The sequence below is a fragment of the Aminobacter sp. AP02 genome, from assembly GCF_003148805.1.
Taxonomy (GTDB): Bacteria; Pseudomonadota; Alphaproteobacteria; order Rhizobiales; family Rhizobiaceae; genus Aminobacter.
In genome coordinates, this window is sequence record NZ_QGGX01000025.1 from 37,490 (window position 1) to 62,900 (window position 25,411).

Below are 25,411 nucleotides of genomic sequence, written 5' to 3' on the forward strand. Positions count from 1 at the left end.
CATGGCCATCCATGTCGTCATGGAGCCGCCCGCCTCAGCGGGAAAAAACGCTTCGGAAGCTGCCGTCTTCATCCGCGACGGCTTTTATGTCCTGGGTTTCATCGTGCCGCTGCTTTGGCTGTTGTGGCACCGGCTCTGGCTCGAAGCCGCAGTCACGCTTGCCGTCACCATGGCGCTCGCCGTCGCAAGCGAGGCTGCCGGACTGACTTTCGCCGCGCCGCTGCTGCCGCTCTTGATCTCGCTTTACGTCGGGCTCGAAGGCGGTGCCTTGCGTATCGCCGCCCTGCGCCGTGCCGGCTGGCGCCAGTGGGGGGTGATCGAGGCTGATAACCTTGAGGATGCCGAGACGCGCTACCTATTCAACGGTGAAACTGACGACGCCCCGGCCCCGGCGGCGGTCGCCATCGCCTCCCCTGCCACGCCCCGGCCTCAACCTGCTGGCGGAGCGCTCGGCCTGCTGCACTATCCCGGAAGACACTGACATGCGTGTTGCCATCATTGACTACGGCTCGGGCAATCTGCGCTCGGCGACCAAGGCCTTCGAGCGAGCCGCTCGGGAAGCCGGCATAACGGCCGAGATCGATCTCACCGCCGATGCGAACCGCGTGCTCACAGCCGACCGCATCGTGCTGCCCGGCGTCGGTGCCTATGCCGATTGCGCGCGTGGCCTGCGCGCCGTTGACGGCATGTGGGAGGCGGTCGAGGAAGTCGCCATCCGCAGGGCGCATCCCTTCCTCGGGATCTGCGTCGGCATGCAGCTGATGTCGGAGCACGGGCTCGAAAAGACCGTCACGCAAGGCTTTGGCTGGATTGCGGGCGACGTCAAGGAGATCACGCCCTCCGACCCGTCGCTCAAGATTCCGCAGATCGGCTGGAACACGATTCACGTGAAACATGCCCATCCGGTGTTCGATGGCATCGCCACCGGCCCCACGGGCCTGCACGCCTATTTCGTGCATTCCTACCATCTCGACGCGACAAACGAGAAGCAGGTGCTGGCGACCGCCGACTATGGCGGCCAGGTCACCGCTGCGGTTTCGCGCGACAACCTTGTCGGCACGCAGTTTCATCCCGAAAAGAGCCAGGCGCTGGGCCTGGCCCTCATCGCCAATTTCCTGAGGTGGAAGCCATGATCCTTTTTCCGGCCATCGACCTCAAGGACGGCCAGTGCGTGCGCCTCAAGCTCGGCGACATGGATCAGGCAACCGTCTACAATGACGACCCCGGCGCTCAGGCGAAAGCCTTCGAGGACCAGGGCTTTGAGTGGCTGCATGTGGTCGACCTCAACGGCGCCTTCGCCGGCGAGAGCGTCAATGGCGCAGCCGTCGAGGCGATCCTCAAGGTGACAAGGAACCCGGTGCAGCTCGGCGGCGGTATCCGCACGCTCGACCATATCGAGAGCTGGCTTTCCAAGGGCCTCGCCCGCGTCATCTTGGGCACGGTCGCTGTGCGCGATCCGGAACTGGTCAGGCAAGCCTGCAAAAAATTCCCCGGCAAGGTCGCCGTCGGAATCGACGCCAAGGGCGGCAAGGTTGCCGTCGAAGGCTGGGCCGAGGCCTCCAGCCTCGGCGTCATCGAGCTGGCGAAGAAGTTCGAGGGCGCAGGCGTTGCCGCGATCATCTACACCGACATCGACCGTGACGGCGTACTGGCCGGCATCAACTGGGATTCGACCATCGATCTCGCCGAAGCCGTATCGATCCCCGTCATCGCCTCGGGCGGCCTTGCCTCGCTTGCCGATATCGTGCGCATGACGATGCCTGACGCCAAGAAGCTCGAAGGTGCCATCTCCGGCCGCGCGCTCTATGACGGTCGCATCGATCCAACTCAGGCGCTCGCGATCCTGCGCCGCGAGTTGAAACCAGAGCCCGGCCTGTTCGAGGAACGGACATGACCCTCAAAGCCCGCGTGATTCCCTGTCTCGACGTCAAGGACGGCCGCGTCGTCAAGGGCGTCCAATTCGTCGACCTGATCGACGCCGGCGATCCGGTCGAGGCGGCCAAGGCTTATGACGCCGCCGGTGCGGACGAACTCTGTTTCCTTGACATCACCGCCTCGTCGGACAATCGCGAGACCATCTTCGACGTCATCGCCCGCACGGCCGAACAGTGCTTCATGCCGCTGACCGTCGGCGGCGGCCTGCGTCAGGTTGCCGACATCCGCAAGCTGCTCCTGGCAGGTGCCGACAAGGTTTCGATCAACACGGCGGCGGTGAAGAACCCCTCCTTCGTTGCCGAGGCGGCCGACAAGTTCGGCAACCAGTGCATCGTCGTTGCCATCGACGCCAAGAAGGTTTCGGCAGCCAACGAGGCCGACCGCTGGGAAATCTTCACCCACGGGGGGCGCGAGCGTACCGGCATCGACGCCGTCGAATTCGCCCGCAAGGTCGTCGACCTCGGCGCCGGCGAAATCCTGCTCACCTCGATGGACCGCGACGGGACCAAGATCGGTTACGACATCGCGCTCACCCGCGCTGTAGCGGACGCTGTACGCGCGCCGGTCATCGCTTCGGGCGGCGTCGGCAATCTCGACCACATGGTCGATGGTATCCGCGAGGGCCACGCGACCGCGGTGCTTGCCGCCTCGATCTTCCATTTTGGCACCTACACCATTGCCGAGGCCAAGGCCCACATGGCAAAAGCGGGCTTGCCGATGCGGCTCGATCCCATTGGCTGACCTGCCGAGGCAATGATGAGCGCATTCTCCCTTTCCGATCTTGAGAAGATTGTTTCCGAGCGCGCGCGTTCGGGCGACGCCAATTCATGGACGGCGAAGCTCTACCAGAGCGGAATGGAGCGGGCGGCCAAGAAGCTCGGCGAAGAGGCGGTCGAAACCGTCATAGCCGCAGTCAAGGGTGACGACAGCGCCCTCGTTTCGGAAAGTGCCGATCTCCTTTATCATTGGCTCGTCGTGCTGGCCATTGCCGGCATTCCGATGGCGGATGTGATGGCTGAACTCGAGCGCCGCACGTCGCAATCCGGAATTGCCGAAAAGGCCTCGCGGAAGAACGAGGGCTGACCGCTGGTCAGGTCCCGCAGGGGAGGTTCGATGGATCAGCTCGCGCCGGCGGAGAAATATTCTCCATACTGGTTCTTCTCGGCCGAGCACTGGGCCGGCTTCGGCGCGGATATGTCGATGACCCTGACCAAGGACGAGGTCAGCCGGTTGAGTTCGATGTACGAGCCGATCGACCTTGAGGAAGTCAGGCGAATCTATCTGTCGCTGTCGCGTCTCCTGTCGGCCCATGTCGAGACCAGCCAGCAGCTCTTCCGCCAGCGCCAGCGCTTTTTCAATTCCGAGAAGAAAGGCACCAAGACACCTTTTATCATCGGCATGGCCGGCTCGGTCGCGGTCGGCAAGTCCACCACCGCGCGTATTCTTCAGGAACTGCTCACGCGTTGGCCGTCGAGCCCGAAGGTCGACCTGGTCACCACAGACGGCTTCCTCTACCCAAACGATGTTTTGCGGCGCGACAACCTGATGGAGCGCAAGGGTTTCCCCGACAGCTACGATGTCGGCGCCCTGTTGCGCTTTCTCTCGGGCATCAAGTCGGGCCAGCCAAATGTGCGGGCACCCGTTTATTCGCACCTGACCTATGACGTCATGCCCGGCGAATTCGTCACGGTCGACCGGCCGGACATCCTGATCTTCGAGGGCATCAACGTGCTGCAGCCGCGCGAATTGCCCAAGGACGGCAAGTTCGTGCCCTTCGTGTCCGACTTCTTCGACTTCTCGATCTATATCGATGCCGAGGAACAGCTGATCCACGAGTGGTACATCGATCGCTTCATGCGGCTGCGCGAGACCGCCTTCCGCAACCCGCAATCATTCTTCCATCGCTACTCGCAGCTGTCGGAAGACGCCGCGCGCGCCATCGCCGAGGGGCTTTGGGCCAACATCAATCTCAAGAACCTGCGCGAGAACATTCTTCCCACGCGTCCGCGCGCCGACCTGATCCTCAAGAAGGGCGCCGGCCATCTGGTCGAGGAAGTGGCGATCCGCAAGCTCTGAGGCTGCGCCCGGCGGTCACGCCGCCGGTTCCGTCACGCGCCTCAGCGTCAGGTTGATCCGCCCGCCCTGCTTCAAGAGCCCCGAAGTCATCGGATAGATGCGGCCGACGCCGTGGAAGGCAAGTCGCCCTTCCCCGCCCAGTACCACGACATCGCCGCTTTCCAGCCTGAATGAAACGGTCCGGTCGTCGCGCCTGGTTCCGCCGACGCGGAACAGGCAGGCATCGCCCAGCGACACCGATACCACCGGTGCGGCGAACTCGCGTTCGTCGCGGTCCTGGTGAAGGCCCATCTTGGCGGCGTCGGTGTAGAAGTTGACCAGGCAGGCTTCAGGCGGATGCGGATAGCCGGCAACCTCGCGCCATAGCGCCAGAAGCGCTTTGGGGATCGGCGGCCATGGTTCGCCCGTCACGGGATGCTCGGGCTGGTAGCGATATCCGCGCTCCTTGTCGGTGACCCAGCCGAGCGAGCCGCAATTGGTCATGCGCACGCTCATTTCCTTGCCGGTTTTCGGCATGGCCGGCGTATAAAGCGGTGCCGCTTTCACCACCTCGCGTATGGTTTCGACCAGGCCCTCCTGCACTTCCCGCGAGAGAAAGCCGGGCATATGGCGAACGCCTTTGGGCAATACGAGCACGGCTACCTACCTCGCCTGATCTGGTCGTCCAGAATGCCAGCTGAAATGCAAAACGGCGACCCGAAAGCCGCCGTTCCGCATCGAGGTGAAATTTTGGGTCAGGCGGTTGCGATGTCGGGGATGCGCAGCACCTGGCCGGGATAGATCTTGTCGGGGTGCGTCAGCATCAGTTTGTTGGCCTCGAAGATGACCGTGTACTTCGATGCCTTGCCCTTGCCGTACTGTGCTTCGGCGATTTTCGACAGGTTGTCGCCCTTCTTGACCGTGTAGAACACCGGAGCCTTGGCCGGGGTCGCGGCCTTGACCAGTTCGGTCATGTCGACCTTGCCGTCGAGCTTGAGGCCGGAATCCGGCGCCACGACCTTGAGTTCGTCGGCCTGGACCTTGGAAACGCCCAGCGTGTTGCCCACCGCGATGACGGCCTTTTCGAATATCGACTGGTCCTTGACCACGCCGGTTAGAACAGCCGTGTCGCCCTTGACCACGACCTGGACGTTGTCGGTGCCGAGCTTGTGCGAGTCGAGTTCCTTCTTCAGCGTGTCGGCACTCGGCGCTTCGTCATCGCCGAAACCAAGCTTCTTGCCGACATTTTTCACGAAATCGAACATGCCCATTCGTGGTCTCCCTTGCTGTGACAATCATCCGAGCTTGGCACCTGCAAATCCAAATTGGAAGCAGCTTTGATCTATTCGCCGTCGACCCTGCCGCGCAGCTTCTTGACTGTCGAACGCCCCGACTTGGACTTGAGGCGCCGTTCGACCGAGCCTTTCGTGGGCCTGGTCTTCTTGCGCGGCGGCGGCGGCGGTTCGGCCGCCTTGGCGACAAGTGCCGTGAGCCTTGCCCTTGCGTCGGCCCGGTTTTGCTCCTGGGTGCGGTAGCGCCCGGCCTCGATGACGATGACGCCGTCCTTGGTGGCGCGCTGGCCAGCTAGCTTGATGGTGCGTTCGCGCACTCGATCCGGGAGGCCGGGCGCATTCAATGCATCGAAGCGCAGTTGTACCGCCGTCGCCACCTTGTTGACGTTCTGGCCACCCGGGCCTGAGGAGCGGATGAAGTTCTCCTCGATGTCATCGGGGTGGATGACCACGTCGTTGGCTATGATGATCTTGTCGTCGGCGCTCATGCGCCAAGTCATGCCGTGGCGGGGCCAAAAAGAAAAGGCCCGGCTTTTGGCCGGGCCCGACTGAGGTTCCTAACTTAGCGCCGATTACTCGGCTGCTTGCCGCGCATACGGGGCAGCACCGCGGACGGCAGCATCGACATGGCCTTCGAACTTGCCGAAATTGTCGATGAACATCGACACGAGCTTCTTGGCCTGGCGGTCATAGGCGGCAACATCTGCCCAGGTCGAGCGCGGATCGAGGATCTTGGCGTCGACGCCGGGAACCGAAACCGGCACGGCAAAGCCGAAATTGGCGTCGGTGCGGAACTCGACCGAATTCAGCGAGCCATCGAGGGCTGCCGACAAAAGCGCGCGCGTCGCCTTGATCGGCATGCGCGAGCCAACGCCGTAGGCGCCGCCGGTCCAGCCGGTGTTGACCAGCCAGCAGTCGACGCCGTGATCGGCGATCAACTGGCGCAGCAGATTACCGTATTCGGACGGGTGGCGCGGCATGAAGGGTGCGCCGAAGCAGGTCGAAAAGGTAGCTTCCGGCTCAGTCACGCCGCGTTCGGTGCCGGCAACCTTGGCGGTGTAACCAGATAAGAAGTGGTACATCGCCTGCGCCGGGGTCAGCTTGGCGATCGGCGGCATCACGCCGAAGGCGTCCGCCGTCAGCATGATGATGTTCTTGGGGTGGCTGGCCTGGCCAGTGGCGCTGGCATTCGGAATGAAGTCGAGCGGATAGGCGCAGCGGGTGTTTTCCGTGCGCGATCCGTCGTTGAAGTCGGGAACGCGGTTTTCGTCCAGAACGACGTTTTCGAGCACGGTGCCGAAGCGCTGCGTCGTTGCGAAGATTTCCGGCTCGGCTTCTTCCGACAGGCGAATGGTCTTGGCGTAGCAGCCGCCTTCGAAGTTGAAGATGCCATCCGGGCCCCAGCCATGCTCGTCGTCGCCGATCAGCGTGCGCGTGGGATCGGCCGACAGAGTCGTCTTGCCGGTGCCCGAAAGACCGAAGAACACGGCGGCGTCGCCGTCGGGGCCTTCATTGGCCGAGCAGTGCATCGGCATTACGCCGCCCGCCGGCAGGATGTAATTGAGCGCGGTGAACACCGACTTTTTCATTTCGCCGGCATATTGGGTGCCGCCGATCAGAACGATCATGCGCGTCAGGTCGACGGCGATCAGCGTTTCGCTGCGGCCGCCATGCCGAGCCTTGTCGGCGCGGAACGACGGCAGGTCGATGATCGTCATCTTCGGCACGAAGCCCGCAAGCTCCGCCTCGTCGGGACGGATCAGCAGGTTGCGAATGAACATCGAATGCCAGGCATATTCGGTGACGACGCGCGTCGGTAGGCACAGCGAGCGGTCGGCGCCGCCGATCAGGTCCTGGACGAACAGGTCCTTGTCGGCCGCATGGGCCAGGAAGTCGGCGTGCAGGGCGTCGAACTGCGCCCTCGTCATCGCGTTATTGTTGTCCCACCAGACCTGTGCCTCGGTGTTTTCGTCGCGCACGACGAATTTGTCCTTGGGCGAGCGGCCGGTGTACTGGCCGGTGTCGGCGACGAGCGCGCCATGTGCGGTCAGCTGGGCCTCGCCGCGGCGGATCGCCTCTTCGACGAGCAGTGCCGGGCGAAAGTTGTAACGGACGGTGCCTGAGGTTTTGAGCCCTGCCGTTTCAATCCCGCAGTTGGGATTGCGCTTACCGATTTCCGACATTCGGGAACCCTCGTTCGATTTGACGCCAATGTCCGGTCTGCGGGCCGGACGCCGCTGTCCCGAGGGACTGAAGCCAGCCAGAAACAGAAAAGACGAGCGATTTCAAATCATTAATCGATTTAAAAATTTTGAAATCTATCTAAATCGTTTAAAAGGGGAGAGAGAGCCGAACATCGACCAAGCAGGGGGAAGGTTTTTTGTTCGAGGTTCCGCTCCGGCACCCCATATAGCAAGGGCACCGGTAGTGGCGGTTGCGCTCCTGGCGATCGGAGGGTATGCCACATTTTGTACCTAATTTGTCCTGCAGAAGCCCTGCTCGAAAGCAGGAAGGGACACCCCGCTCATGAGGGAGCCACTGGAAATGGCAACGATCGCGCTTGTCGATGACGACCGCAATATTTTGACATCGGTCTCGATCGCGCTCGAGTCCGAGGGCTACCGCGTCGAGACCTACACCGACGGTGCTTCGGCACTCGAAGGCCTGGCCGCGCGTCCGCCGAACCTTGCTATCCTCGACATCAAGATGCCGCGCATGGACGGTATGGAGCTGTTGCGCAGGCTGCGCCAGAAGACCGACCTTCCCGTGATCTTCCTGACATCCAAGGATGACGAGATCGACGAACTGTTCGGTCTCAAGATGGGCGCGGACGACTTCATCCGCAAACCATTCTCGCAGCGCTTGCTGGTCGAACGCGTGCGTGCGGTGCTGCGGCGGGCAAGTGCGCGTGAGGCAGCGACCAAGGCGCCGACCCAGCAGGCGCGTTCGCTCGAACGTGGCCAGCTGGTGATGGACCAGGAACGCCACACCTGCACCTGGAAGGGCGAGCCGGTCGTGCTCACCGTCACCGAATTCCTGATCCTGCACTCGCTGGCGCAGCGCCCCGGCGTCGTCAAAAGCCGCGACGCATTGATGGATTCGGCTTATGATGAGCAGGTCTATGTCGATGACCGTACCATCGACAGCCACATCAAGCGGCTGCGCAAGAAGTTCAAGGCCGTCGATGACGACTTCGAGATGATCGAAACGCTCTATGGTGTCGGCTACAGATTCCGCGAAGCGTGATATCGGCGGGGGCTGAGATCACATGGCGATGGAAGCAGAGATCAGCAAACCGGCGGCCGCCTCAAAGCGGACGCGCGGACGCCTGCTGTTTCTCGACCGGGCGAGGATCCGGCTAAGCCGGTTTCTCGGCCACTACTTCTTTTCGAGCCTCACCCGCCGCATCCTGTTTCTCAACCTAGCCGGACTGGCGGTTCTCGTCGGCGGCATCCTCTACCTCAACACCTTCCGCGACGGCCTGATCGGCGCTCGCGTCGAAAGCCTGATGACGCAGGGCGAGATCATCGCTGGCGCCATCGCCTCTTCGGCGACGGTCGAGACCGACTCGATCAGCATCGATCCCGAGAAGCTTCTCGAGCTGCAGGCGGGAGAAACCTTGGGACCCAGTTCGGACCAGCTCGACAGCCTCGACTTTCCGATCAATCCGGAGCGCGTCGCGCCGCTGTTGCGGCGGCTGATCTCGCCGACCCAGACCCGTGCCCGGATTTACGATCGCGACGCCAACCCATTGCTCGATTCCCGCCACCTCTACTCGCGCGGCCAGATCCTTCGCTACGACCTCCCCCCTGTCGAGGAAGAGCAGCCGACCTTCTTGGAACGGGCGCAGAAGTTTGTTTTCGGCTTTTTTCGTGACAGCGCGCTGCCGGTCTACAAGGAACAGCCAGGCGGCAATGGCGCTGCCTTCCCCGAAGTTATGCAGGCGTTGACTGGCAGCCCGGCAACCATCGTCAGGGTCAGCGAGCAGGGCGAGCAGATCGTTTCCGTCGCGATCCCGATCCAGCGTTTCCGCGCGGTCCTCGGCGTGCTCATGCTGTCGACCGAAGGCGGCGACATCGACAAGATCGTTGCCGCCGAACAAAAGGCCATCCTGCGCGTGTTCGGCGTGGCGGCGCTGGTGACGGCCATCTTGTCGATGCTGCTCGCTTCCACCATCGCCAACCCGCTGCGCCGTCTTTCCGCGGCAGCAAATCGGGTCCGGCGCGGCGGCAAGAGCCGCGAGGAGATTCCCGATTTCTCCGACCGCCAGGACGAGATCGGCAATCTGTCGGTCGCCATACGCGACATGACCAACGCGCTTTATGCGCGCATCGAGGCGATCGAGAGTTTCGCCGCGGATGTCTCGCATGAACTCAAGAACCCGCTGACCTCGCTGCGCAGCGCGGTCGAGACGTTGCCGCTGGCCAAGAATGAAAGCTCGCGCGAGCGCCTGATGGAGATCATCCAGCACGACGTCCGTCGCCTCGACCGGTTGATCACCGACATCTCCGACGCATCCCGCCTCGACGCCGAACTGGCGCGCGAGGATGCCGGCAAGGTCGACCTCAAGAAGTTCATCGGCGACCTGGTTTCGGTGTCGCGCGAGACCAGCCGCCACAAGAAGCCGGTCGAGATCGCGTTCAATGTCGCCAAGCTGCCGGCCGGGGTGAGGAACTACAATGTTGCCGGCCACGATCTGCGCATCGGCCAGGTCATCACCAACCTGATCGAGAACGCCCGTTCCTTCGTGCCGGACGAACATGGCCATGTCGCCATTTCGCTGGCGCGGGTCAGCAAGTTCAATGTCGTCACCGTCGAAGACAACGGTCCGGGTATCCGAGCGGAAAACATCGACCGAATCTTCGAGCGCTTCTACACCGACCGACCGGCCGGCGAGGCCTTCGGTCAGAATTCGGGTCTTGGCTTGTCGATCAGCCGACAGATCGTTGAAGCCCATGGTGGCACGCTGACGGCCGAAAACATCGCCGGCACCAAGCCGGGCGAGATCAAGGGCGCCCGCTTTGTTGTCGCCTTCCCGGCGGAAAACTGATCCGTGCAGCCAACCAACATGCATGCCACAGCGGTCGTGCTTGGCGATCGCGGTGTGCTGGTGTCGGGCCCGTCGGGGTCCGGCAAGACCGCGCTGGCTTTGGCACTGGTCGAGAAACTTCGCAGCTCGGGTCGTTTCGCCCGGCTGGTCGCCGACGACCAGGTCTTTCTTTCGGCGCACCGGAGCAGGCTTGTGTGCCACGCACCGCCAACGATCGCCGGCCTCGCCGAAGTTCGCGGGCTCGGCCCCGTCCCTGTCGCGTATGAGCCGGCTGCCGCGGTCGACCTGCTGGTCAGGCTTGTTCCGGCCGCCGAGACGGAGCGATTGCCCGAGGCCACGAGCGAACTTCTCTTGGGTTGCAGCGTCCCCAAGGTCATGCTCGCAGAGCGAGAAACAGGCGCGGCTGTGCCCGCCATACTTGCCCTGCTCGGCATCGGGCTGTTCACTTGAGGTTGCCCGTTATTCTTGCTGCATTGCGTCAAAATGGCATGTCGTGCCGAAAATTGGGGCTTGTAAACGCCCTCCGCCTCGACAAGATAGCGCTCCCGCCCTCCGCGAAGGCGGCAAAAATACTGCGCGGCTGTGAAAGTGCCATGACGGGAGCCATGACAGAATGATCGGACTCGTGCTTGTAACGCACGGTCAACTGGCTGAAGAGTTCCGCCACGCGGTGGAACACGTCGTCGGACCGCAGGAGAATTTCGAGACCGTTTCGATCGGTGCCGATGATGACATGGCGCAGCGCCGCAGCGACATCATCAATGCTGTCGAGCGCGCCGACACTGGCACGGGCGTGGTCGTTTTGACCGACATGTTCGGCGGTACGCCCTCAAACCTTGCCATTTCGGTGATGGAAGCGGGGCGAGTCGAGGTCATCGCCGGCATGAACCTGCCGATGCTGATCAAGCTGACCAGCGTGCGCAAGGCCGACAACATGGCGGGCGCTCTCGACGAGGCACAGGCGGCGGGACGTAAATACATCAATGTGGCAAGCCAGGTGCTGAGCGGCAAATGAGCGGTATGCCCTTCTCGCCCGAAGAGGGCCACGTCGTCCGCGACCTCGCCATCGTCAACCAGCGTGGCCTGCATGCGCGCGCCTCGGCCAAGTTTGTGCAGATCGCTGGCGAGTTCCAGGCCTCGGTCAGCGTCGAGAAGGACGGCATTTCCGTAGGCGGCACCTCGATCATGGGCCTGATGATGCTGGCCGCAAGCCCCGGCTGCACCATTCGGGTTACCGCCAGCGGCCCCGAAGCCAATGAGGCGATGGAAGCGCTCGCGGCACTGGTCGCCGCGCGCTTCGGCGAGGAGTGCTGATCGCCAGGTATCAGGTCCGAGCGATATGCACGAATAAAGATTTCTTTATGTCCCATTTACGATTGCTGCCTGATCTGGTAGTCAGGCCGCTCTTTCGCGCGCCCTCATCAGGCCTCCCGCGCCGGCGCGCAGTAACAGGAATCGGAGCAAGCCATGACGGGTAGCAAGGATTATCTGGTCGCCGACATTTCGCTCGCCGGCTGGGGTCGCAAGGAAATCGAGATCGCCGAAACTGAAATGCCGGGCCTGATGGCCTGCCGCGAGGAGTTCGGCGAGAAAAAGCCGCTCAAGGGCGCACGTATCTCCGGCTCGCTGCACATGACAATCCAGACGGCGGTGCTGATCGAGACACTGAAGGAACTCGGCGCCGATATCCGCTGGGCCTCGTGCAACATCTTCTCGACCCAGGATCACGCGGCGGCTGCCATCGCCGACGCCGGCATTCCGGTCTTCGCCGTCAAGGGCGAGACGCTTGAGGAATACTGGCAGTACACCGACCAGATCTTCCAGTGGACCGATGGCGGCGCCACCAACATGATCCTCGACGATGGCGGCGACGCCACCATGTACATCCTGATCGGCGCCCGCGCCGAGGCTGGCGAGGACGTTCTGTCCAACCCGGGCAGCGAAGAAGAAGAAATCCTGTTTGCCCAGATCAAGAAGCGCATGGCTGAGACGCCGGGCTTCTTTGCCAAGCACAAGGCCGCTATCCGTGGCGTCACCGAAGAGACCACGACTGGCGTCAACCGTCTCTACCAGCTGCAGAAGAAGGGCCTGCTGCCCTTCCCGGCGATCAACGTCAACGACAGCGTTACCAAGTCGAAGTTCGACAACAAGTATGGCTGCAAGGAATCGCTGGTCGACGGCATCCGCCGCGGCACCGACGTCATGATGGCCGGCAAGGTCGCCGTCGTCTGCGGTTACGGCGACGTCGGCAAGGGCTCGGCAGCCTCGCTCCAGGGTGCTGGCGCCCGCGTCAAGGTCACCGAAGTCGATCCTATCTGCGCGCTTCAGGCGGCGATGGACGGCTTTGAAGTCGTCACGCTTGAGGATGCCGCGCCGACCGCCGACATCGTCATCACCACGACCGGTAACAAGGACGTCATCACCCTCGACCACATGCGCCTGATGAAGGACATGGTCATCGTCGGCAACATCGGCCACTTCGACAACGAGATCCAGGTCGCGGCACTGCGCAACCTGAAGTGGACCAACGTCAAGCCGCAGGTCGACATGATCACCTTCCCGGGTGGCAAGCGCATGATCCTGTTGTCGGAAGGCCGTCTGCTCAATCTCGGCAACGCAACCGGCCATCCGAGCTTCGTCATGTCGGCGTCCTTCACCAACCAGACGCTGGCGCAGATCGAGCTCTGGACCAAGCCGGGCCAGTACAAGAACGAAGTCTATGTGCTGCCCAAGCACCTCGACGAGAAGGTCGCGCGTCTGCATCTCGACAAGCTCGGCGCCAAGCTCACCACGCTGAGCGACGAACAGGCCTCCTATATCGGCGTCACGCCGAAAGGCCCGTTCAAGCCGGAACACTACCGCTATTAACCATAGCGCATAAACATACAAGATGTTGAAGCCGGGCGATTGACTTTCGCCCGGCTTCTCTTTTTGCGCAAACGCCTTCTTCACGGCGATTCGCCCAGCGGCTATTGTGGCGTGATTCGCCACGCGCCCGTTCTCGGCGGGAATTTTGGGGCGCATCAGGGCGGTCTTGCATTCAGGCGGCGGAGAGGAACAAGACATGCCGGGGGAATACCCGCTTCTAGCGGGACAGGCCGTTTCCGGCGGCCACCAGGATTCGCAGATGGCCCCTTCGAGCGGCAGATGGCAGACCGTGCGCCGGCTCGGCAGCGGCGCCGCCGTGGCCCTGCTCGGTGCCACCGCTCTTTGCACGCCGTTCGGATTTGCTCATGCCCAGCAGGCAGCCGTCGCCGGCCTGCCCGTCGGCACCGCCGATGTCATCCAGATCGCCACGTTCGTCGGCGTCATGGGCGCTGCCTTGATCTCTGCCGTCGCGCTGATCCGCGAAAAAGCGCGTACCGGCGCGGAGAATGCCGAGCTTCGCGGACGCGTTGCCGACCTCAACGCTTCGTTGCAACGTTCCGAAGCCCTGCTCAATCTGCGCGACCAGCGCGTCATTGTCTGGGCCAGCGAAAACAAGAAGCCTGAACTGGTAGGTTCGCTGCCGATCGATACCGGAGCGCCGGACGAACGCGCAGCCTTTCTCGGCTTTGGCCGCTGGCTGATGCCGCGTTCGGCGGCAGCACTCGAAAACGCCATCGCTGCCCTGCGCGACAAGGGCACCGCTTTCGAATTGATCGCCGAGACCCATGCTGGCGCAGCTCTTGAAGTCCAGGGACGCAAGAGCGGCGCCCATGTCATCGTCCGGTTCATTTCGATTTCCGAGGCACAGCGTGGCCAGGCGCGGCTGAAACTCGACAACCAGCGCCTCAGCTCGGAATTCGAAACGCTGGTCGCCCTGATCGACGCAGTCGACATGCCGTTTTGGATGCGCGACGCCGATGGACGTCTGAAATGGGTCAACAAGGCTTTTGCCAGAGCCGTCGAAGCAGTGGATTCCGCCGCAGCCATCCGAGACGGCAAGGAGTTTCTGGGTACCCAGTCCCGCGAAGCAATCGCCCAGCAGCACATCTCGCGGCCTGTGTTCCAGCAGACGCTGTCGACAGTCATCGACGGTGACCGCAAGATGTTCGCCGTGACGGACGTCGTTGGCAAGGAAGGCTCGGCCGGCATCGCTGCCGACATGAGCGCTGCCGAAGCCATCCGCGAGGAATACAGCCAGGTCGTGCGCAGCCACGCTGACACGCTCGATCAGGTCGCGACCGCTGTTGCCACCTTCGACGCCAACCAGAAGCTGCGCTTCTACAACAATGCCTTCCAGAAGCTCTGGGACCTCGACGCCGGTTACATCTCGAGCGCGCCCGACAATGCGCTGCTGCTCGACCGGCTGCGCAGCGAACGCAAGCTGCCGGAGCAGCCGGAATGGCGCCGCTGGAAGGAGAACCTTCTTTCCGCCTATCGCACCGTCGATCCGCAGGAGCATCTGTGGCATCTACCCGATGGCCGCACCATCCGCGTCGTCGCCAACCCGCAGCCCAAGGGCGGCGTGACCTGGGTGTTTGAGAACCTGACCGAGAAGATCGATCTCGAAAGCCGCTACACAACAGCGGTGCGCGTGCAGGGCGAAACGCTCGATAATCTCGCCGAAGGCGTGGTCGTTTTTGGTCCCGACGGCCGTATCCGCCTGTTCAATCCGGCCTTCGGCCAGCTCTGGGGCGTCTCGCCTGATGCGCTTCGCCAGAGCACGCATATCTCGGCCATTCGCGCCGAATGCGACACGCGCGCCGAAAATAGCCCTTGGGGTGATTTCGTCGCTGCCGTCACCGGCTTCGACGAGCGCAGCGATCGCCACGGCCAGACCGAACTCAGGAACGGTTCGGTGCTTCAGCACGCCGTCATCCACCTGCCCAACGGCCAGGTGATGCTGACCTTTGTCGACGTCACCGACAGCGTCAATGTCGAGCGCGCACTGAAGGACAAAAACGAGGCGCTGCAACGCGCCGACCAGATCAAGAACGAGTTCGTCCAGCACGTTTCCTACGAGCTGCGTTCGCCGCTCACCAATATCATCGGCTTCACCGAGCTGCTGTCGCTGCCCGGCACCGGGCCGCTGTCGCAGCGCCAGCGCGAATATGTCGAGCATATTGGCTCGTCGTCGGGCGTGCTTTTGACCATCGTCAACGACATCCTCGACCTCGCCACCGTCGATGCCGGCATCATGCAGCTCGAGATCGCCGAGGTGCATGTCGATCGCTCCATCGAGGCCGCAGCCGACCTCGTCGCCGACCGGCTGGAAGAGCATTCGATCAAGCTTGCCATCGACACCAGAAGCGCGCCCAAGAGCTTCAATGGCGACGAAACGCGCGTGCGCCAGATCCTCTACAATCTGCTCAGCAATGCCGTGAATTACGCGCCCGCCGCGAGCACCATCACGCTCGCCTGTCGCCAGCGTGCCGAGGGCGTCGAGTTCTCGATTCATGACGACGGTCCCGGCATGCCGCCGGAAGTGCTCGACACGATGTTCCAGCGCTTTGAATCCCGCGTCAATGGCGGCCGCAAGCGCGGTGCCGGCCTCGGCCTGTCGATCGTCAAGAGCTTCGTCGAACTGCATGGCGGCTCGGTCCGCATCGACAGCGGCAAGGACCTCGGCACCACTGTCGTCTGCCTGTTCCCAGACGTGCCCGCCGGCGTCCGCGTCGCGGCGGAGTAGCACCTTTGATGACGGCCAGATCGCTGGAGCTTTTCCTCCCCGACGATGTCGCGACCACGCGGCTGGGCGAGGACCTGGCGCTGGCGCTCAAAGCCGGCGACGTGCTTCTGCTCGACGGCGATCTGGGGGCGGGCAAGACGACATTGGCGCGTGGCCTGATCCGCGCGCTGGCCGACGACCCGATGCACGAGGTGCCGAGCCCGACCTTCACGCTGGTGCAGAGCTACGACACGCCGCTGCCTGTCCATCATTTCGATCTGTATCGACTGTCTTCGGCCGACGAGCTTGAAGAACTCGGTTTTGATGAAGCAATCTCCTCTGGCGTGGCGCTGGTCGAATGGCCCGAGCGCGCGGCGGACGCCATGCCCGCGACCAGCCTGCGCGTGGCGCTCGACCATCAGGGCGATGGCCGCAGAGTGACGATATCGGGCACAGGTACCGCCTTCGATCGTGTTGCCCGCTCGCTTGCCACGCGTGCATTTCTCGTCGCCTCCGGCTGGGGCGAGGCTCGCCGCGCCCGTTTCATGGGCGACGCCTCGGCCCGAGCTTACGAAACGGTCGCACGCGACGGCAGCGATCCGCTGGTGCTGATGAACTCGCCACGGCTGGTGCTCGGGCCACCGGTGCGCGATGGCAAGCCCTACGCCGAAATCGCCCACACGGCGCAGTCGGTGACAGCTTTCGTTGGCATTGACCGGGCGCTCGCCGCAGGCGGTGTCTCGGTGCCCGGCATCGTTGCCCAGGATCTCGACCGGGGCTTTTTGCTCCTCGAACACCTCGGCAATGGTGCCTTCCTCGACCCGGATGGCAATCCCATCGCCGAGCGCTATGCTGCCGCCGCCGAAGTGCTGGCAATGATTCACGGGAAACATTTTCCCGATCACATGGAGGCTGCCCCCGCCGTCTTCCACGACGTGCCGCCTTTCGATCGCGACGCCTTGATGATCGAGGTCGAGCTGCTGGTCGACTGGTATGTGCCGGCTGTCACAGGCGCGCCGGCGTCCGAAGCGCTGCGCGAAGGCTACCGTGCCGCCTGGAACTCTGTTTTCGATCGCCTCGCGGACAAGCAATACGGGCTGGTCCTGCGCGACTACCATTCGCCCAACATCATCTGGCGCGGCGACCGCAAGGGCCACGACCGGCTCGGCATCATCGATTTCCAGGATGCGCTGATTGGCCCGGTTGCCTATGACGTCGCCTCGCTCGCCATGGACGCGCGGGTAACCGTTGCCGAAGATCTCGAACACAGCACCATCGATGCCTATGTCGCCGCCCGCCATGCCGCTGGCAACTTCGACGAGGCGGCCTTCCGAGAAGCTTATGCCATCATGGCGGCGCAGCGCAATTCGAAGATACTCGGCATCTTCGTCCGCCTCGACCGGCGCGATGGCAAGCCGCAATATCTGAAGCACTTGCCGCGCATCCGCGACTATCTCGGCCGCGCCCTTTCCCATCCGGCGCTCGCCGAACTGTGCGATTTCTACCGGAAAAACCGCCTGCTCGAGGAATTCGACACGTGAGTGGAGCGAAAATTCCGTCCGTCGCCATGGTTCTCGCTGCCGGTCTCGGCAAGCGCATGCGGCCGATTACGGACACGATTCCAAAGCCGCTGGTGCGGATATCAGGCAAGACCCTGCTAGACTGGGGGCTCGACAGCATCGCCGAAGCTGGCGTCGAACGTGCCGTAGTCAACGTCCACTATCTGCCCGACCAGATAGTTGAGCATGTCGCTTCGCGCCACGCGCCGCGCATCGAAATCTCCGACGAGCGCGACGGGCTTCTCGATTCCGCCGGCGGCATCGTCAGGGCATTGCCCCGGCTTGGCACGGCACCGTTCTACATCGTCAACGCCGACACCTTCTGGATCGACCACGGCACGCCGAACCTGACCCGCCTCGCCCTTGCCTGGGATGCCGGCCGCATGGATATTCTCCTGATGCTCGCGGACCTAGAACAGGCGACCGGACACTCTGGTGGCACCGACTTCCTCGTCGCGTCGGACGGAACGTTGCGCCGTGCCAAGGGCGCACCCGAAGGCCTGATCTATGCCGGTGCGGCGATCGTCCATCCGCGCCTCTTCGCCAACGCTTCTGAGGCGCCGCATTCTCTCAATCGCTATTTCGACGAGGCCATATCAGCCGGCCGCCTGTTCGGCATGCATATGCAAGGCAGCTGGATCACGGTCGGCACGCCCGACGCCATCCCGCAGGCGGAAGCCGCGGTGAAAAGGGCATTGGCGGAGGCCCAATGAGCGGCCGTGCGTCGCCACGCGTTTATTCGATCCCGCCAGGCATTCCTTTCCTGCCGACGTTGGCGCAGGCGCTGCTCGATGGCCGGCTGATCCCTGATTTCCGCTACGCCGGCGATCCGCTCTCGCTCGCCGATGTCACCATCTATGTGCCGACGCGCCGCGCCGCGCGTGCTCTGCGCGGTGTCTTTGTCGATGCCGCCGGCGGTGGTTCGGCCATCCTGCCGGTCATCAAGCCGCTGGGCGAGTTCGACGAGGACGAGGCGGCGTTCGAGGCCGAGGGCAGCGGCGCGCTCGACCTTGCCCCGCCTGTCTCGTCCACCGACCGCCTGCTGTTGCTTGCGCCTTTGGTGCGCGCCTGGAAGCGTCGACTGCCGGCTCATGTCGCGGCGCTGTTCGAAGAAGAGATTGTCGTTCCGGCATCCGCCGCTGACGCCATCTGGCTGGCGCGCGATCTTGCCGGGCTGATGGACGAGATCGAAACCGAAGGCTCCGACTGGTCGCGGCTCGCCGGGCTGGTTACAGGCGAATTGTCCGGCTGGTGGCAGGTCACGCTCGACTTCCTCTCTATCGTCACCAGAGCCTGGCCGGAGATGCTGAAGGAGCGCGGCCAATCCAACCCTGCTGCGCACCGCAGCGCGTTGATCCGCCTTGAGGCCGAAAGGCTGAAGCGCAACCCGCCCGCCGGGCCGGTCATCGCCGCCGGTTCCACCGGCTCTATCCCGGCCACAGCCGAGCTGCTCGCCGCGATTGCGCGCCTGCCGCGCGGGGCGGTTGTGCTGCCCGGGCTGGACGCCACACTCGACCAGCGTGCCTATGAGACCATCACCGAAGGCGCCAGGGCGTCGGTGCTCGGCCATCCGCAATATGGCTTGGCCAAGCTGCTCGGCAAGATCGGCATTCTTCGCCACGACGTCGAGGACCTCGCCATACCGTCCCAAGCGATGGTGCGGCGGGCGTCCATTGTCGGCGAGGCACTGCGGCCGGCCGAAACCACCGACGCCTGGGCCGACAAGCGCGGCGCCGTCGATGATGCCGAGATCGCGGATGCTCTTGCAGGCGTCACCTTGCTCGAAGCGGCGCATGAACGCGACGAGGCGGCCGCCATTGCCATTGCACTTCGCCAGGCCGTCGCCGAGCCGGGCCATCGCGCAGCTCTGGTCACCGGCGACCGCAATCTGGCGCGCCGTGTCGCGTCCGAACTGCGGCGCTTCGGCATTCAGGCCGACGATTCCGGCGGCATGCCGCTTGCCAATACGCCGCCCGCCGCGCTGTTGCGTACGATGCTCGATGCCGCCTTCCGCCCCGGCGACCCGGTCGCGGTGCTGTCGCTGCTCAAGCACCCTCTGCTGCGGCTTGGCCTGCAGCGGGCGGCGGTTCGGCGCGCCGCCGAGACGCTGGAGCTCGTCGTCCTGCGCGGCGGCGTTGGTCGGCCTGACATTGCCGGGCTGGCCGAAGCCTTCGACGGCAGGATGACCGATGTCGCCGGTGGATCGCGAAAGCCGTTCTGGTTCGATCGCATCACCGTGCGCCGCATCGAAGAGGCCCGCGACATCGCCACAAGGCTCGTCACTGGCCTCGCGCCGCTGTTTGCCTTCCGAGGCGATGCGTCGGTCGAACTCGCGGCGATCGTCAAGGCAACGGTCGAAGCGCTCGAAAATCTCGGCCGCGATGAGCTTGGCGGCCTTGGTACGCTCTGTGACGGCGACGCCGGCGCCAAGCTCGCGGAAGCACTTCGCTCGCTGGTCGCGGCGCAAGCGTCATTCACCTTCGCCGCCGACGAATGGCCCGACGTCATGGACGCGCTGGTGGCGCCCGAGGCGGTCAAGCCGGCGCAAGGTGCCGACCGCGCCATCGCGATCTGGGGTGCGCTCGAAGCCCGTTTGCAGACCGTCGACACGCTGGTCATCGGCGGGCTCAACGAGGGCAGCTGGCCGCGCAAGGCCGAGGCCGACCGCTTCATGTCGCGCGTCATGAAATCAGGCATCGACCTAGAGCCGCCAGAGCGCCGCATCGGCCTCGCCGCCCATGATTTCCAGATGGCGATGGGTGCGAAAAACGTCGTGCTGTCTCGCTCGGCGCGTTCGGGCGATGCGCCTGCGGTGCCATCACGCTGGCTGCAGCGGCTGTTGACCTACACCGGCCCCGACCATGCCGCGATATTGCGCAAGCGCGGTGAAAAGCTGCTGCATTGGGCGCGTGCGCTCGATGCTGGCCAAAAGACCGATTTCGCCGCCCGGCCCGACCCCAAGCCGCCGGTGGCCGTCAGGCCGCGCCGCTTCAGCATCACCGAGATCGAAACACTTCGCCGCGACCCCTACGCCGTTTATGCCAGGCGTATCCTTGGCCTGTCGGCGATCGACCCGCTGGTGCGCGACCCGGGTGCCGCCGAGCGCGGCACGCTCTTCCACGATATCCTGCATCTGTTTTCCTCGACCATCGTCGATCCGCGCGCGCCCAATGCGTTCGAGGCCCTTATCGCCGCTGGCCGCCACTGCTTTGCCGAAGCTGCCCTTCCCGCGGATGTCGAGGCCGTCTGGTGGCCGCGCTTCGAGCGGCTGGCGGTCAACATCCTTGTGTGGGAACGCAGCCGCGCCGAGGCCGTAGCCAGCCGCCACGCCGAAGAAGGCGCCTCCGCCGTCGAGGTCGGCCTCACCGGCATAACCCTGTCGGGCCGCGCCGACCGCATCGACGTTCTCGCCGGTGGCATGGCCGATATCCTCGACTACAAGACGGGTTCGTCGCCGTCCAAGGCACAGGCGCATACGCTGGTCTCGCCGCAGCTGGCGCTCGAAGGCGCCCTGCTCCGGCGCGGTGCCTTCCGCGAGCTTGGCCAGCGCGAGCCCTCGCAATTGGCCTTCGTCAGGCTGAAGCCCAACGGTGAGGTGTTCGAGGAATCGATCCTCGAACACAACCGAAAGCCGAAATCGGCCATCGAGCTGTCCGAAGAGGCATGGACCCGGCTGGAGCAGCTCTTGCTGCACTACAACGATCCAACCACCGGTTATCTCTCCCGTGCCCTGCCCTTCCGCGAAGGCGAGACGGACGGCGACTACGACCATCTCGCCCGCGTGCTCGAATGGTCGGCCGGCGGTGACGGCGGTGCGGAGGGCGAGGAATGAAGAAGAAGTTCTTCGTGCCCCAGGAGACCGCGGACCGTCAGGCGCGCGCCTCCGATCCGGGCAACTCGGTCTGGGTGTCGGCCAATGCCGGCTCGGGCAAGACGCACGTGCTGTCGCAACGTGTGATGCGGCTTCTGCTGCGCGGCACCGACCCCTCGAAGATCCTGTGCCTGACCTATACGCGTGCCGCCGCCGCCAACATGTCGAACCGCGTCTTTGCCAACCTGTCCGAATGGACCATGCTGCCCGACGCCGATCTGGCCGAGCGCATAGCGGCTCTCGATGGCGCTCGTCCTGACGCGGCCAAGCTGCGCCGTGCAAGGCGGCTGTTTGCCGAGGCGCTGGAAACACCTGGTGGCCTCAAGATCCAGACCATCCACGCCTTCTGCGAGTCGGTGCTGCACCAGTTTCCGCTCGAGGCCAACATTGCCGCCCATTTCGAGATGCTCGACGCGCAAATGGAGGCGACCCTGTTCGCCACCGCGCGCCGTGACATGGTCACCGGTGCCGGCGAGCGCAATCCGGAGCTCGCCGAGGCCTTCGCCAAGGTGCTGGAGCGCGGCGGCGAAGCCGGGCTCGACGCGCTGCTTGCCGAGATCGTGCGCAAGCGCGACGGCCTGCGCGCCTTCATCGCCCAGGTCCAGGATTTCAGCTGGCCGTTCGGTGCGCTCTACGAAGAGTTCGGGTTTTCGCCCGACGACAGTGCTGAAGCCATCGCCGCTTCGATCTGGCCACTGCCGGGGTTCGAGCCGGCATTCTTCAATACTTTCGCTGCCGCTGCCGAAGCAACCGACGCGCGCAGCGTGCTCAACAACATCCTGCCCTATGCTCGCCTCGCTTATGCCGAAGCCGACCCCGTCCGCCGGCTTTCGCTCCTGCGCGATGCCTTCCTCAAGGCCGACGGCGACCCCTACAATCCCTCCAGCGCCTTCAAGAAGGCGCTGCTCGACCGGCTGCCCGATCTGGCGGAGCGCTATGCGGCGACGGCAACCGCCATCATCGACGCTGCCGACCGGCTGGCCCATTTCCGCATGCTGGAAGCGACACAGGCAGCGCTGACCATCGCCGATTGGCTGATTGCCCGTTACCAGCGGCTGAAGACAGGGCGCGGCTTGCTCGACTTCAACGATCTCATCACCCGCACCGTCAACTTGCTGGCGCGGCCCGACGCCGGGCCATGGGTGCAATACAAGCTCGACAAGGGCATCGACCACATCCTGCTCGACGAAGCGCAAGACACGAGCCCGGATCAATGGGACGTGGTGAAGCGTCTTGCCGCAGAGTTCTTCTCGGGCTTCAGCGCCCGCGACAACGTCCACCGCACTATCTTTGCCGTCGGCGACGAAAAGCAGTCCATCTATTCGTTCCAGGGTGCCGCACCCGAATCCTTCGACAATTCCAAGCATGAATTCGCCGCCCGCATTCGCGATGCCGATGCTCGTTTCGAGGACGTCACGCTGACATGGTCGTTCCGTTCGACCGACGACGTGCTCTCGGCTGTCGACCGAGTCTTTGAAGATACCAGCGTCCGTCGTGGCGTCACCCGCGCGCCCGAGCCGCCGAGCCACAAGGCGATCCGAGCCGGTGCTCCCGGTTATGCCGAGGTCTGGCCCTCGGTCGGCGCCGATGCCGTCGACGAGCCCGACGACTGGCGCAAGCCCATCGACCACACCCATGCCCCGGCCGTGGTCGTCGCCGAACAGGTCGCTGCCACCATCCGAAAATGGCTCGACGAGCGCGAAATCATCGAAGGCACCGGCAAGCGCCTGCGCGCCGGCGACGTCATGGTTCTGGTGCGCAAGCGCGACCGCTTCGTGCATGCGCTGTCACGCGCGCTGAAGCGCCGCGACATCCCCGTTGCCGGTGCCGACCGGCTGAGCCTGCCTGGGCACATAGCGGTCAAGGACCTGATCGCGCTTGGACGTTTCCTGATCCAGCCCGAAGACGACCTGTCGCTGGCCGCCGTGCTGCGCAGTCCGATCTTCGGCCTGTCGGAGGACGCGCTGTTTGTCCTTTCGGCCAATCGCGGTACCGGACGGTCGCTGATCGCCTCGCTGCGCGACCAGGCGGAAACCGACGCAGGGTTCAAGGCGGTTGCCGACCAGTTGGAAGCCTGGGCGACGGAAGCCGCATTCCGGCCGATCTTCGAGTTCTATTCCGGCGTGTTGTCAGGCGGCCGCGACCTTGATGGCGTGCGCAAGAAGATGATTTCGCGCCTTGGCCAGGAGGCTGGCGACATCCTCGACGAGTTCCTCAATTTCTGCCTGGCGGAGGAGCGGACTGGCCTTCCGGGCCTCGAATCCTTCCTGTCGACGCTGGAAAACGCCGGTCCCGAGATCAAGCGCGAGATGGACCAGACGCGCGACGAGGTCCGCATCATGACCGTGCACGCCGCCAAGGGCCTGGAGGCGCCGGTGGTGTTTCTGGTCGACAGCGGCTCGGCTCCGTTCAGCGACCAGCATCTGCCGCGCCTGATGCCGTTTGTGCCGCGTGGAAAACACTGGCAGGGCAAGGGCTATCTCTGGCGTGCCGGTTCCGATGTCGCCAACGCCTTTTCGAAAGGCGCAAGCGCCTTGGCCAAGGACCTCGCCGACGACGAGTACCGACGGCTGCTCTATGTCGGCATGACGCGCGCCGAAGACCGGCTGATCGTCTGCGGTTATCACGGCAAGCGCCAGCCGGGCCTGAACACCTGGCATTCGATCGTCAGCCGCGCGCTGTCTGTGGCGCCCGAGAGCGAGGAGCGTGGCCATCCTGTCATCACCGACAAGGTGGTACATCGCTTCCGCGTCACCCCCTTGCCCAAGACGCCGCTTGTGGCAGCGGAACCGGAGGCTGGCGAAAGGTCGCCCGTCGAGCCGTTGCCGCAAAGCCTCTTTGCCGCGCCGCCGCCTTTCGAGGACCTGCCGCGGCCGCTGTCGCCGTCGGGCGCATCGGCTCTGATCGATGAAACGCGGGAAACGCTGATTTCAGGACGTTCGCCGGTGCTCGATGCCGATGGCGAGCCGGGCTTTGCCATCGCGCGTGGCTCGGCCTTGCATCGCCTGCTGCAGATGTTGCCGCGTCTTGACGCTGAGGACCGTGCGGCAGCCGCCGAGCGATACCTCTCCCGCGTCGGCCAGGACTGGCCGGAAAAGGAACGCATCGGCGCCATTGCCTCGGTGCTGGCCATTCTCGACGACCCGCGCTTTGCGCCACTTTTTTCGCCGACGTCGCGGGCCGAGGTGTCGATCATGGGCAGCCTCGATGTGCGCGGCAAACCGCGCTCTGTTTCGGGCAAGATCGACAGGCTGGCGATCGCCGATAACGAGGTTTTGATCGTCGACTACAAGACCAACCGCCCTCCACCGGCCACGATGGAGGAAGTGCCGGACGCCTATGTCGTGCAGCTTGCGCTTTATCGCGCTTTGCTCAAGCCGCTATATCCAGGCAAGCCGGTTTCGGCGGCACTTCTGTTCACGGAGGCGCCACGGCTGATCGCTGTTCCGGCCGAGGCGATGGACGCGGCGCTTGTTCGACTCGCCGAGGCGTGACACAAGAACTGCTTGACCACGGGTCCGCCCACTACCACATATGGCGCGACAGCTAACCGCAAGAGGATCGGCATTATGGCCACCGTCAAGATCGACAACAGCAATTTCAAGTCCGGCGTGCTCGAGGCCAAGGAGCCCGTCGTCGTCGATTTCTGGGCTGAATGGTGCGGCCCCTGCAAGATGATCGGCCCGTCGCTCGAAGAGATTTCCAACGAGCTCGCCGGCAAGGTCAAGATCACCAAGGTCAACATCGACGAGAACCCCGAGATCGCCGCCCAGTTCGGCGTCCGCTCGATTCCGACGCTGATGATCTTCAAGGATGGCGAAGTCGCCGACATCAAGGTTGGCGCCGCCCCCAAGACCGCGCTGTCGAGCTGGATCAACGGCAACGTCGCCTGATACTTGCTGCGCAGTTCCCGAATGTGAAAAAGCCCGGTTGAGACCGGGCTTCTCTTTTGGGGCGGCACCTGTCAAGCACAGCTTTCCGCCCTGTGCTTGCGAGGCACATGCTGATTGTTTTGGTTGCGGTAGTTGTTGTCGATCTCTCGGCGCGTGCTGATCG

The 25,411-nt window shown here is 64.0% G+C and carries 22 protein-coding genes; 18 read left to right on the plus strand and 4 right to left on the minus strand.

Annotated elements, in window-relative coordinates; translation table 11 throughout:
• Window position 1 precedes the first annotated feature (1 nt).
• From C8K44_RS23865 to coaA, 6 genes are read left to right on the plus strand one after another with little or no spacing between them, the layout of a single operon-like run.
• Window positions 2-481 carry a DUF2628 domain-containing protein gene (locus C8K44_RS23865; RefSeq protein ID WP_109578269.1) on the plus strand — a complete coding sequence of 160 codons (480 nt, stop codon included), beginning with the start codon at window positions 2-4 and terminating at the stop codon, window positions 479-481.
• 1 nt (window position 482) lies between these two features.
• Window positions 483-1,133 (plus strand): imidazole glycerol phosphate synthase subunit HisH, encoded by a 651-nt coding sequence (hisH, locus tag C8K44_RS23870; protein ID WP_109578270.1) that lies wholly within the window; start codon window positions 483-485, stop codon window positions 1,131-1,133.
• Window positions 1,130-1,894 (plus strand): 1-(5-phosphoribosyl)-5-[(5-phosphoribosylamino)methylideneamino]imidazole-4-carboxamide isomerase, encoded by a 765-nt coding sequence (gene hisA, locus C8K44_RS23875; protein WP_109578271.1) that lies wholly within the window; start codon window positions 1,130-1,132, stop codon window positions 1,892-1,894. The genes hisH and hisA overlap by 4 nt, the downstream gene beginning before the upstream one ends.
• Window positions 1,891-2,676: an imidazole glycerol phosphate synthase subunit HisF gene (gene hisF, locus C8K44_RS23880; RefSeq protein WP_109578272.1), complete on the plus strand. Its 786-nt coding sequence runs from the start codon at window positions 1,891-1,893 to the stop codon at window positions 2,674-2,676. The genes hisA and hisF overlap by 4 nt, the downstream gene beginning before the upstream one ends.
• Before the next feature lie 15 nt (window positions 2,677-2,691).
• Entirely contained in the window at window positions 2,692-3,018 is a 327-nt protein-coding gene (locus C8K44_RS23885; RefSeq protein WP_109578273.1) for a phosphoribosyl-ATP diphosphatase, read from the plus strand.
• 30 nt (window positions 3,019-3,048) lie between these two features.
• Window positions 3,049-4,011: a type I pantothenate kinase gene (coaA, locus tag C8K44_RS23890; protein ID WP_109578274.1), complete on the plus strand. Its 963-nt coding sequence runs from the start codon at window positions 3,049-3,051 to the stop codon at window positions 4,009-4,011.
• A gap of 15 nt (window positions 4,012-4,026) precedes the next feature.
• Here the strand turns inward: coaA and C8K44_RS23895 are convergent, their stop codons facing one another.
• The 4 genes from C8K44_RS23895 to C8K44_RS23910 all read right to left on the minus strand — a co-directional run bounded on the left by C8K44_RS23895 (window position 4,027) and on the right by C8K44_RS23910 (window position 7,465).
• Window positions 4,027-4,647 carry an alpha-ketoglutarate-dependent dioxygenase AlkB gene (locus C8K44_RS23895; RefSeq protein ID WP_109578275.1) on the minus strand — a complete coding sequence of 207 codons (621 nt, stop codon included), beginning with the start codon at window positions 4,645-4,647 and terminating at the stop codon, window positions 4,027-4,029.
• A gap of 98 nt (window positions 4,648-4,745) precedes the next feature.
• The gene (gene lysM / locus C8K44_RS23900; RefSeq protein WP_109578276.1) at window positions 4,746-5,261 is read right to left on the minus strand and encodes a peptidoglycan-binding protein LysM; all 516 of its coding nucleotides are present in this window, start codon (window positions 5,259-5,261) and stop codon (window positions 4,746-4,748) included.
• Window positions 5,262-5,332: 71 nt separating this feature from the next.
• Window positions 5,333-5,770, minus strand: a complete 438-nt coding sequence (arfB, locus tag C8K44_RS23905) for an alternative ribosome rescue aminoacyl-tRNA hydrolase ArfB (protein ID WP_109578277.1) — start codon at window positions 5,768-5,770, stop codon at window positions 5,333-5,335.
• 84 nt (window positions 5,771-5,854) lie between these two features.
• Window positions 5,855-7,465, minus strand: a complete 1,611-nt coding sequence (locus tag C8K44_RS23910) for a phosphoenolpyruvate carboxykinase (protein ID WP_109578278.1) — start codon at window positions 7,463-7,465, stop codon at window positions 5,855-5,857.
• Window positions 7,466-7,826: 361 nt separating this feature from the next.
• Here C8K44_RS23910 and C8K44_RS23915 point away from each other — a divergent pair, with 361 nt between their 5' ends.
• The 12 genes from C8K44_RS23915 to trxA all read left to right on the plus strand — a co-directional run bounded on the left by C8K44_RS23915 (window position 7,827) and on the right by trxA (window position 25,248).
• Window positions 7,827-8,528, plus strand: coding sequence for a response regulator transcription factor (locus C8K44_RS23915; RefSeq protein ID WP_109578295.1), 702 nt, complete (start codon window positions 7,827-7,829; stop codon window positions 8,526-8,528).
• Between the two features lie 22 nt (window positions 8,529-8,550).
• Window positions 8,551-10,332 carry a sensor histidine kinase gene (locus C8K44_RS23920; protein ID WP_109578279.1) on the plus strand — a complete coding sequence of 594 codons (1,782 nt, stop codon included), beginning with the start codon at window positions 8,551-8,553 and terminating at the stop codon, window positions 10,330-10,332.
• A 3-nt stretch (window positions 10,333-10,335) separates the two neighbouring features.
• Window positions 10,336-10,782 carry a RuvB-like domain-containing protein gene (locus C8K44_RS23925; protein WP_109578280.1) on the plus strand — a complete coding sequence of 149 codons (447 nt, stop codon included), beginning with the start codon at window positions 10,336-10,338 and terminating at the stop codon, window positions 10,780-10,782.
• A gap of 163 nt (window positions 10,783-10,945) precedes the next feature.
• On the plus strand, window positions 10,946-11,347 hold the full coding sequence (locus C8K44_RS23930; protein WP_109578281.1) for a PTS sugar transporter subunit IIA: 402 nt from the start codon (window positions 10,946-10,948) through the stop codon (window positions 11,345-11,347).
• Window positions 11,344-11,646, plus strand: coding sequence for an HPr family phosphocarrier protein (locus tag C8K44_RS23935; RefSeq protein ID WP_109578282.1), 303 nt, complete (start codon window positions 11,344-11,346; stop codon window positions 11,644-11,646). Before C8K44_RS23930 ends, C8K44_RS23935 begins: the two co-directional genes overlap by 4 nt.
• Window positions 11,647-11,799: 153 nt before the next feature.
• Window positions 11,800-13,200, plus strand: a complete 1,401-nt coding sequence (gene ahcY, locus C8K44_RS23940; RefSeq protein ID WP_109578283.1) for an adenosylhomocysteinase — start codon at window positions 11,800-11,802, stop codon at window positions 13,198-13,200.
• Window positions 13,201-13,396: 196 nt separating this feature from the next.
• Window positions 13,397-15,946 carry an ATP-binding protein gene (locus C8K44_RS23945; RefSeq protein WP_109578284.1) on the plus strand — a complete coding sequence of 850 codons (2,550 nt, stop codon included), beginning with the start codon at window positions 13,397-13,399 and terminating at the stop codon, window positions 15,944-15,946.
• An 8-nt stretch (window positions 15,947-15,954) separates the two neighbouring features.
• Window positions 15,955-17,466 (plus strand): tRNA (adenosine(37)-N6)-threonylcarbamoyltransferase complex ATPase subunit type 1 TsaE, encoded by a 1,512-nt coding sequence (gene tsaE / locus C8K44_RS23950; protein WP_109578285.1) that lies wholly within the window; start codon window positions 15,955-15,957, stop codon window positions 17,464-17,466.
• Window positions 17,467-17,492: 26 nt separating this feature from the next.
• A complete protein-coding gene (locus C8K44_RS23955; RefSeq protein WP_109578286.1) occupies window positions 17,493-18,197 on the plus strand; it encodes a nucleotidyltransferase family protein in 705 nt (234 codons plus the stop codon).
• A complete protein-coding gene (gene addB / locus C8K44_RS23960) occupies window positions 18,194-21,316 on the plus strand; it encodes a double-strand break repair protein AddB (RefSeq protein WP_109578287.1) in 3,123 nt (1,040 codons plus the stop codon). The genes C8K44_RS23955 and addB overlap by 4 nt, the downstream gene beginning before the upstream one ends.
• On the plus strand, window positions 21,313-24,849 hold the full coding sequence (gene addA / locus C8K44_RS23965) for a double-strand break repair helicase AddA (protein ID WP_109578288.1): 3,537 nt from the start codon (window positions 21,313-21,315) through the stop codon (window positions 24,847-24,849). The genes addB and addA overlap by 4 nt, the downstream gene beginning before the upstream one ends.
• A gap of 75 nt (window positions 24,850-24,924) precedes the next feature.
• Complete coding sequence (gene trxA / locus C8K44_RS23970) at window positions 24,925-25,248, plus strand: thioredoxin (protein ID WP_109578289.1); 324 nt, start codon at window positions 24,925-24,927, stop codon at window positions 25,246-25,248.
• Window positions 25,249-25,411: the final 163 nt, after the last annotated feature.

Coding starts and splice junctions, on each gene's coding strand:
- C8K44_RS23865 (WP_109578269.1), top strand. CDS start 2: ATGGCCATCCATGTCGTCATGGAGCCGCCCGCCTCAGCGGGAAAAAAC.
- C8K44_RS23915 (WP_109578295.1), top strand. CDS start 7,827: ATGGCAACGATCGCGCTTGTCGATGACGACCGCAATATTTTGACATCG.
- C8K44_RS23945 (WP_109578284.1), top strand. CDS start 13,397: ATGCCGGGGGAATACCCGCTTCTAGCGGGACAGGCCGTTTCCGGCGGC.
- C8K44_RS23910 (WP_109578278.1), bottom strand. CDS start 7,465: ATGTCGGAAATCGGTAAGCGCAATCCCAACTGCGGGATTGAAACGGCA.
- C8K44_RS23930 (WP_109578281.1), top strand. CDS start 10,946: ATGATCGGACTCGTGCTTGTAACGCACGGTCAACTGGCTGAAGAGTTC.
- tsaE (WP_109578285.1), top strand. CDS start 15,955: ATGACGGCCAGATCGCTGGAGCTTTTCCTCCCCGACGATGTCGCGACC.
- C8K44_RS23955 (WP_109578286.1), top strand. CDS start 17,493: ATGGTTCTCGCTGCCGGTCTCGGCAAGCGCATGCGGCCGATTACGGAC.
- lysM (WP_109578276.1), bottom strand. CDS start 5,261: ATGGGCATGTTCGATTTCGTGAAAAATGTCGGCAAGAAGCTTGGTTTC.
- arfB (WP_109578277.1), bottom strand. CDS start 5,770: ATGAGCGCCGACGACAAGATCATCATAGCCAACGACGTGGTCATCCAC.
- hisF (WP_109578272.1), top strand. CDS start 1,891: ATGACCCTCAAAGCCCGCGTGATTCCCTGTCTCGACGTCAAGGACGGC.
- C8K44_RS23885 (WP_109578273.1), top strand. CDS start 2,692: ATGAGCGCATTCTCCCTTTCCGATCTTGAGAAGATTGTTTCCGAGCGC.
- addA (WP_109578288.1), top strand. CDS start 21,313: ATGAAGAAGAAGTTCTTCGTGCCCCAGGAGACCGCGGACCGTCAGGCG.
- coaA (WP_109578274.1), top strand. CDS start 3,049: ATGGATCAGCTCGCGCCGGCGGAGAAATATTCTCCATACTGGTTCTTC.
- hisA (WP_109578271.1), top strand. CDS start 1,130: ATGATCCTTTTTCCGGCCATCGACCTCAAGGACGGCCAGTGCGTGCGC.
- trxA (WP_109578289.1), top strand. CDS start 24,925: ATGGCCACCGTCAAGATCGACAACAGCAATTTCAAGTCCGGCGTGCTC.
- hisH (WP_109578270.1), top strand. CDS start 483: ATGCGTGTTGCCATCATTGACTACGGCTCGGGCAATCTGCGCTCGGCG.
- C8K44_RS23920 (WP_109578279.1), top strand. CDS start 8,551: ATGGCGATGGAAGCAGAGATCAGCAAACCGGCGGCCGCCTCAAAGCGG.
- addB (WP_109578287.1), top strand. CDS start 18,194: ATGAGCGGCCGTGCGTCGCCACGCGTTTATTCGATCCCGCCAGGCATT.
- C8K44_RS23935 (WP_109578282.1), top strand. CDS start 11,344: ATGAGCGGTATGCCCTTCTCGCCCGAAGAGGGCCACGTCGTCCGCGAC.
- ahcY (WP_109578283.1), top strand. CDS start 11,800: ATGACGGGTAGCAAGGATTATCTGGTCGCCGACATTTCGCTCGCCGGC.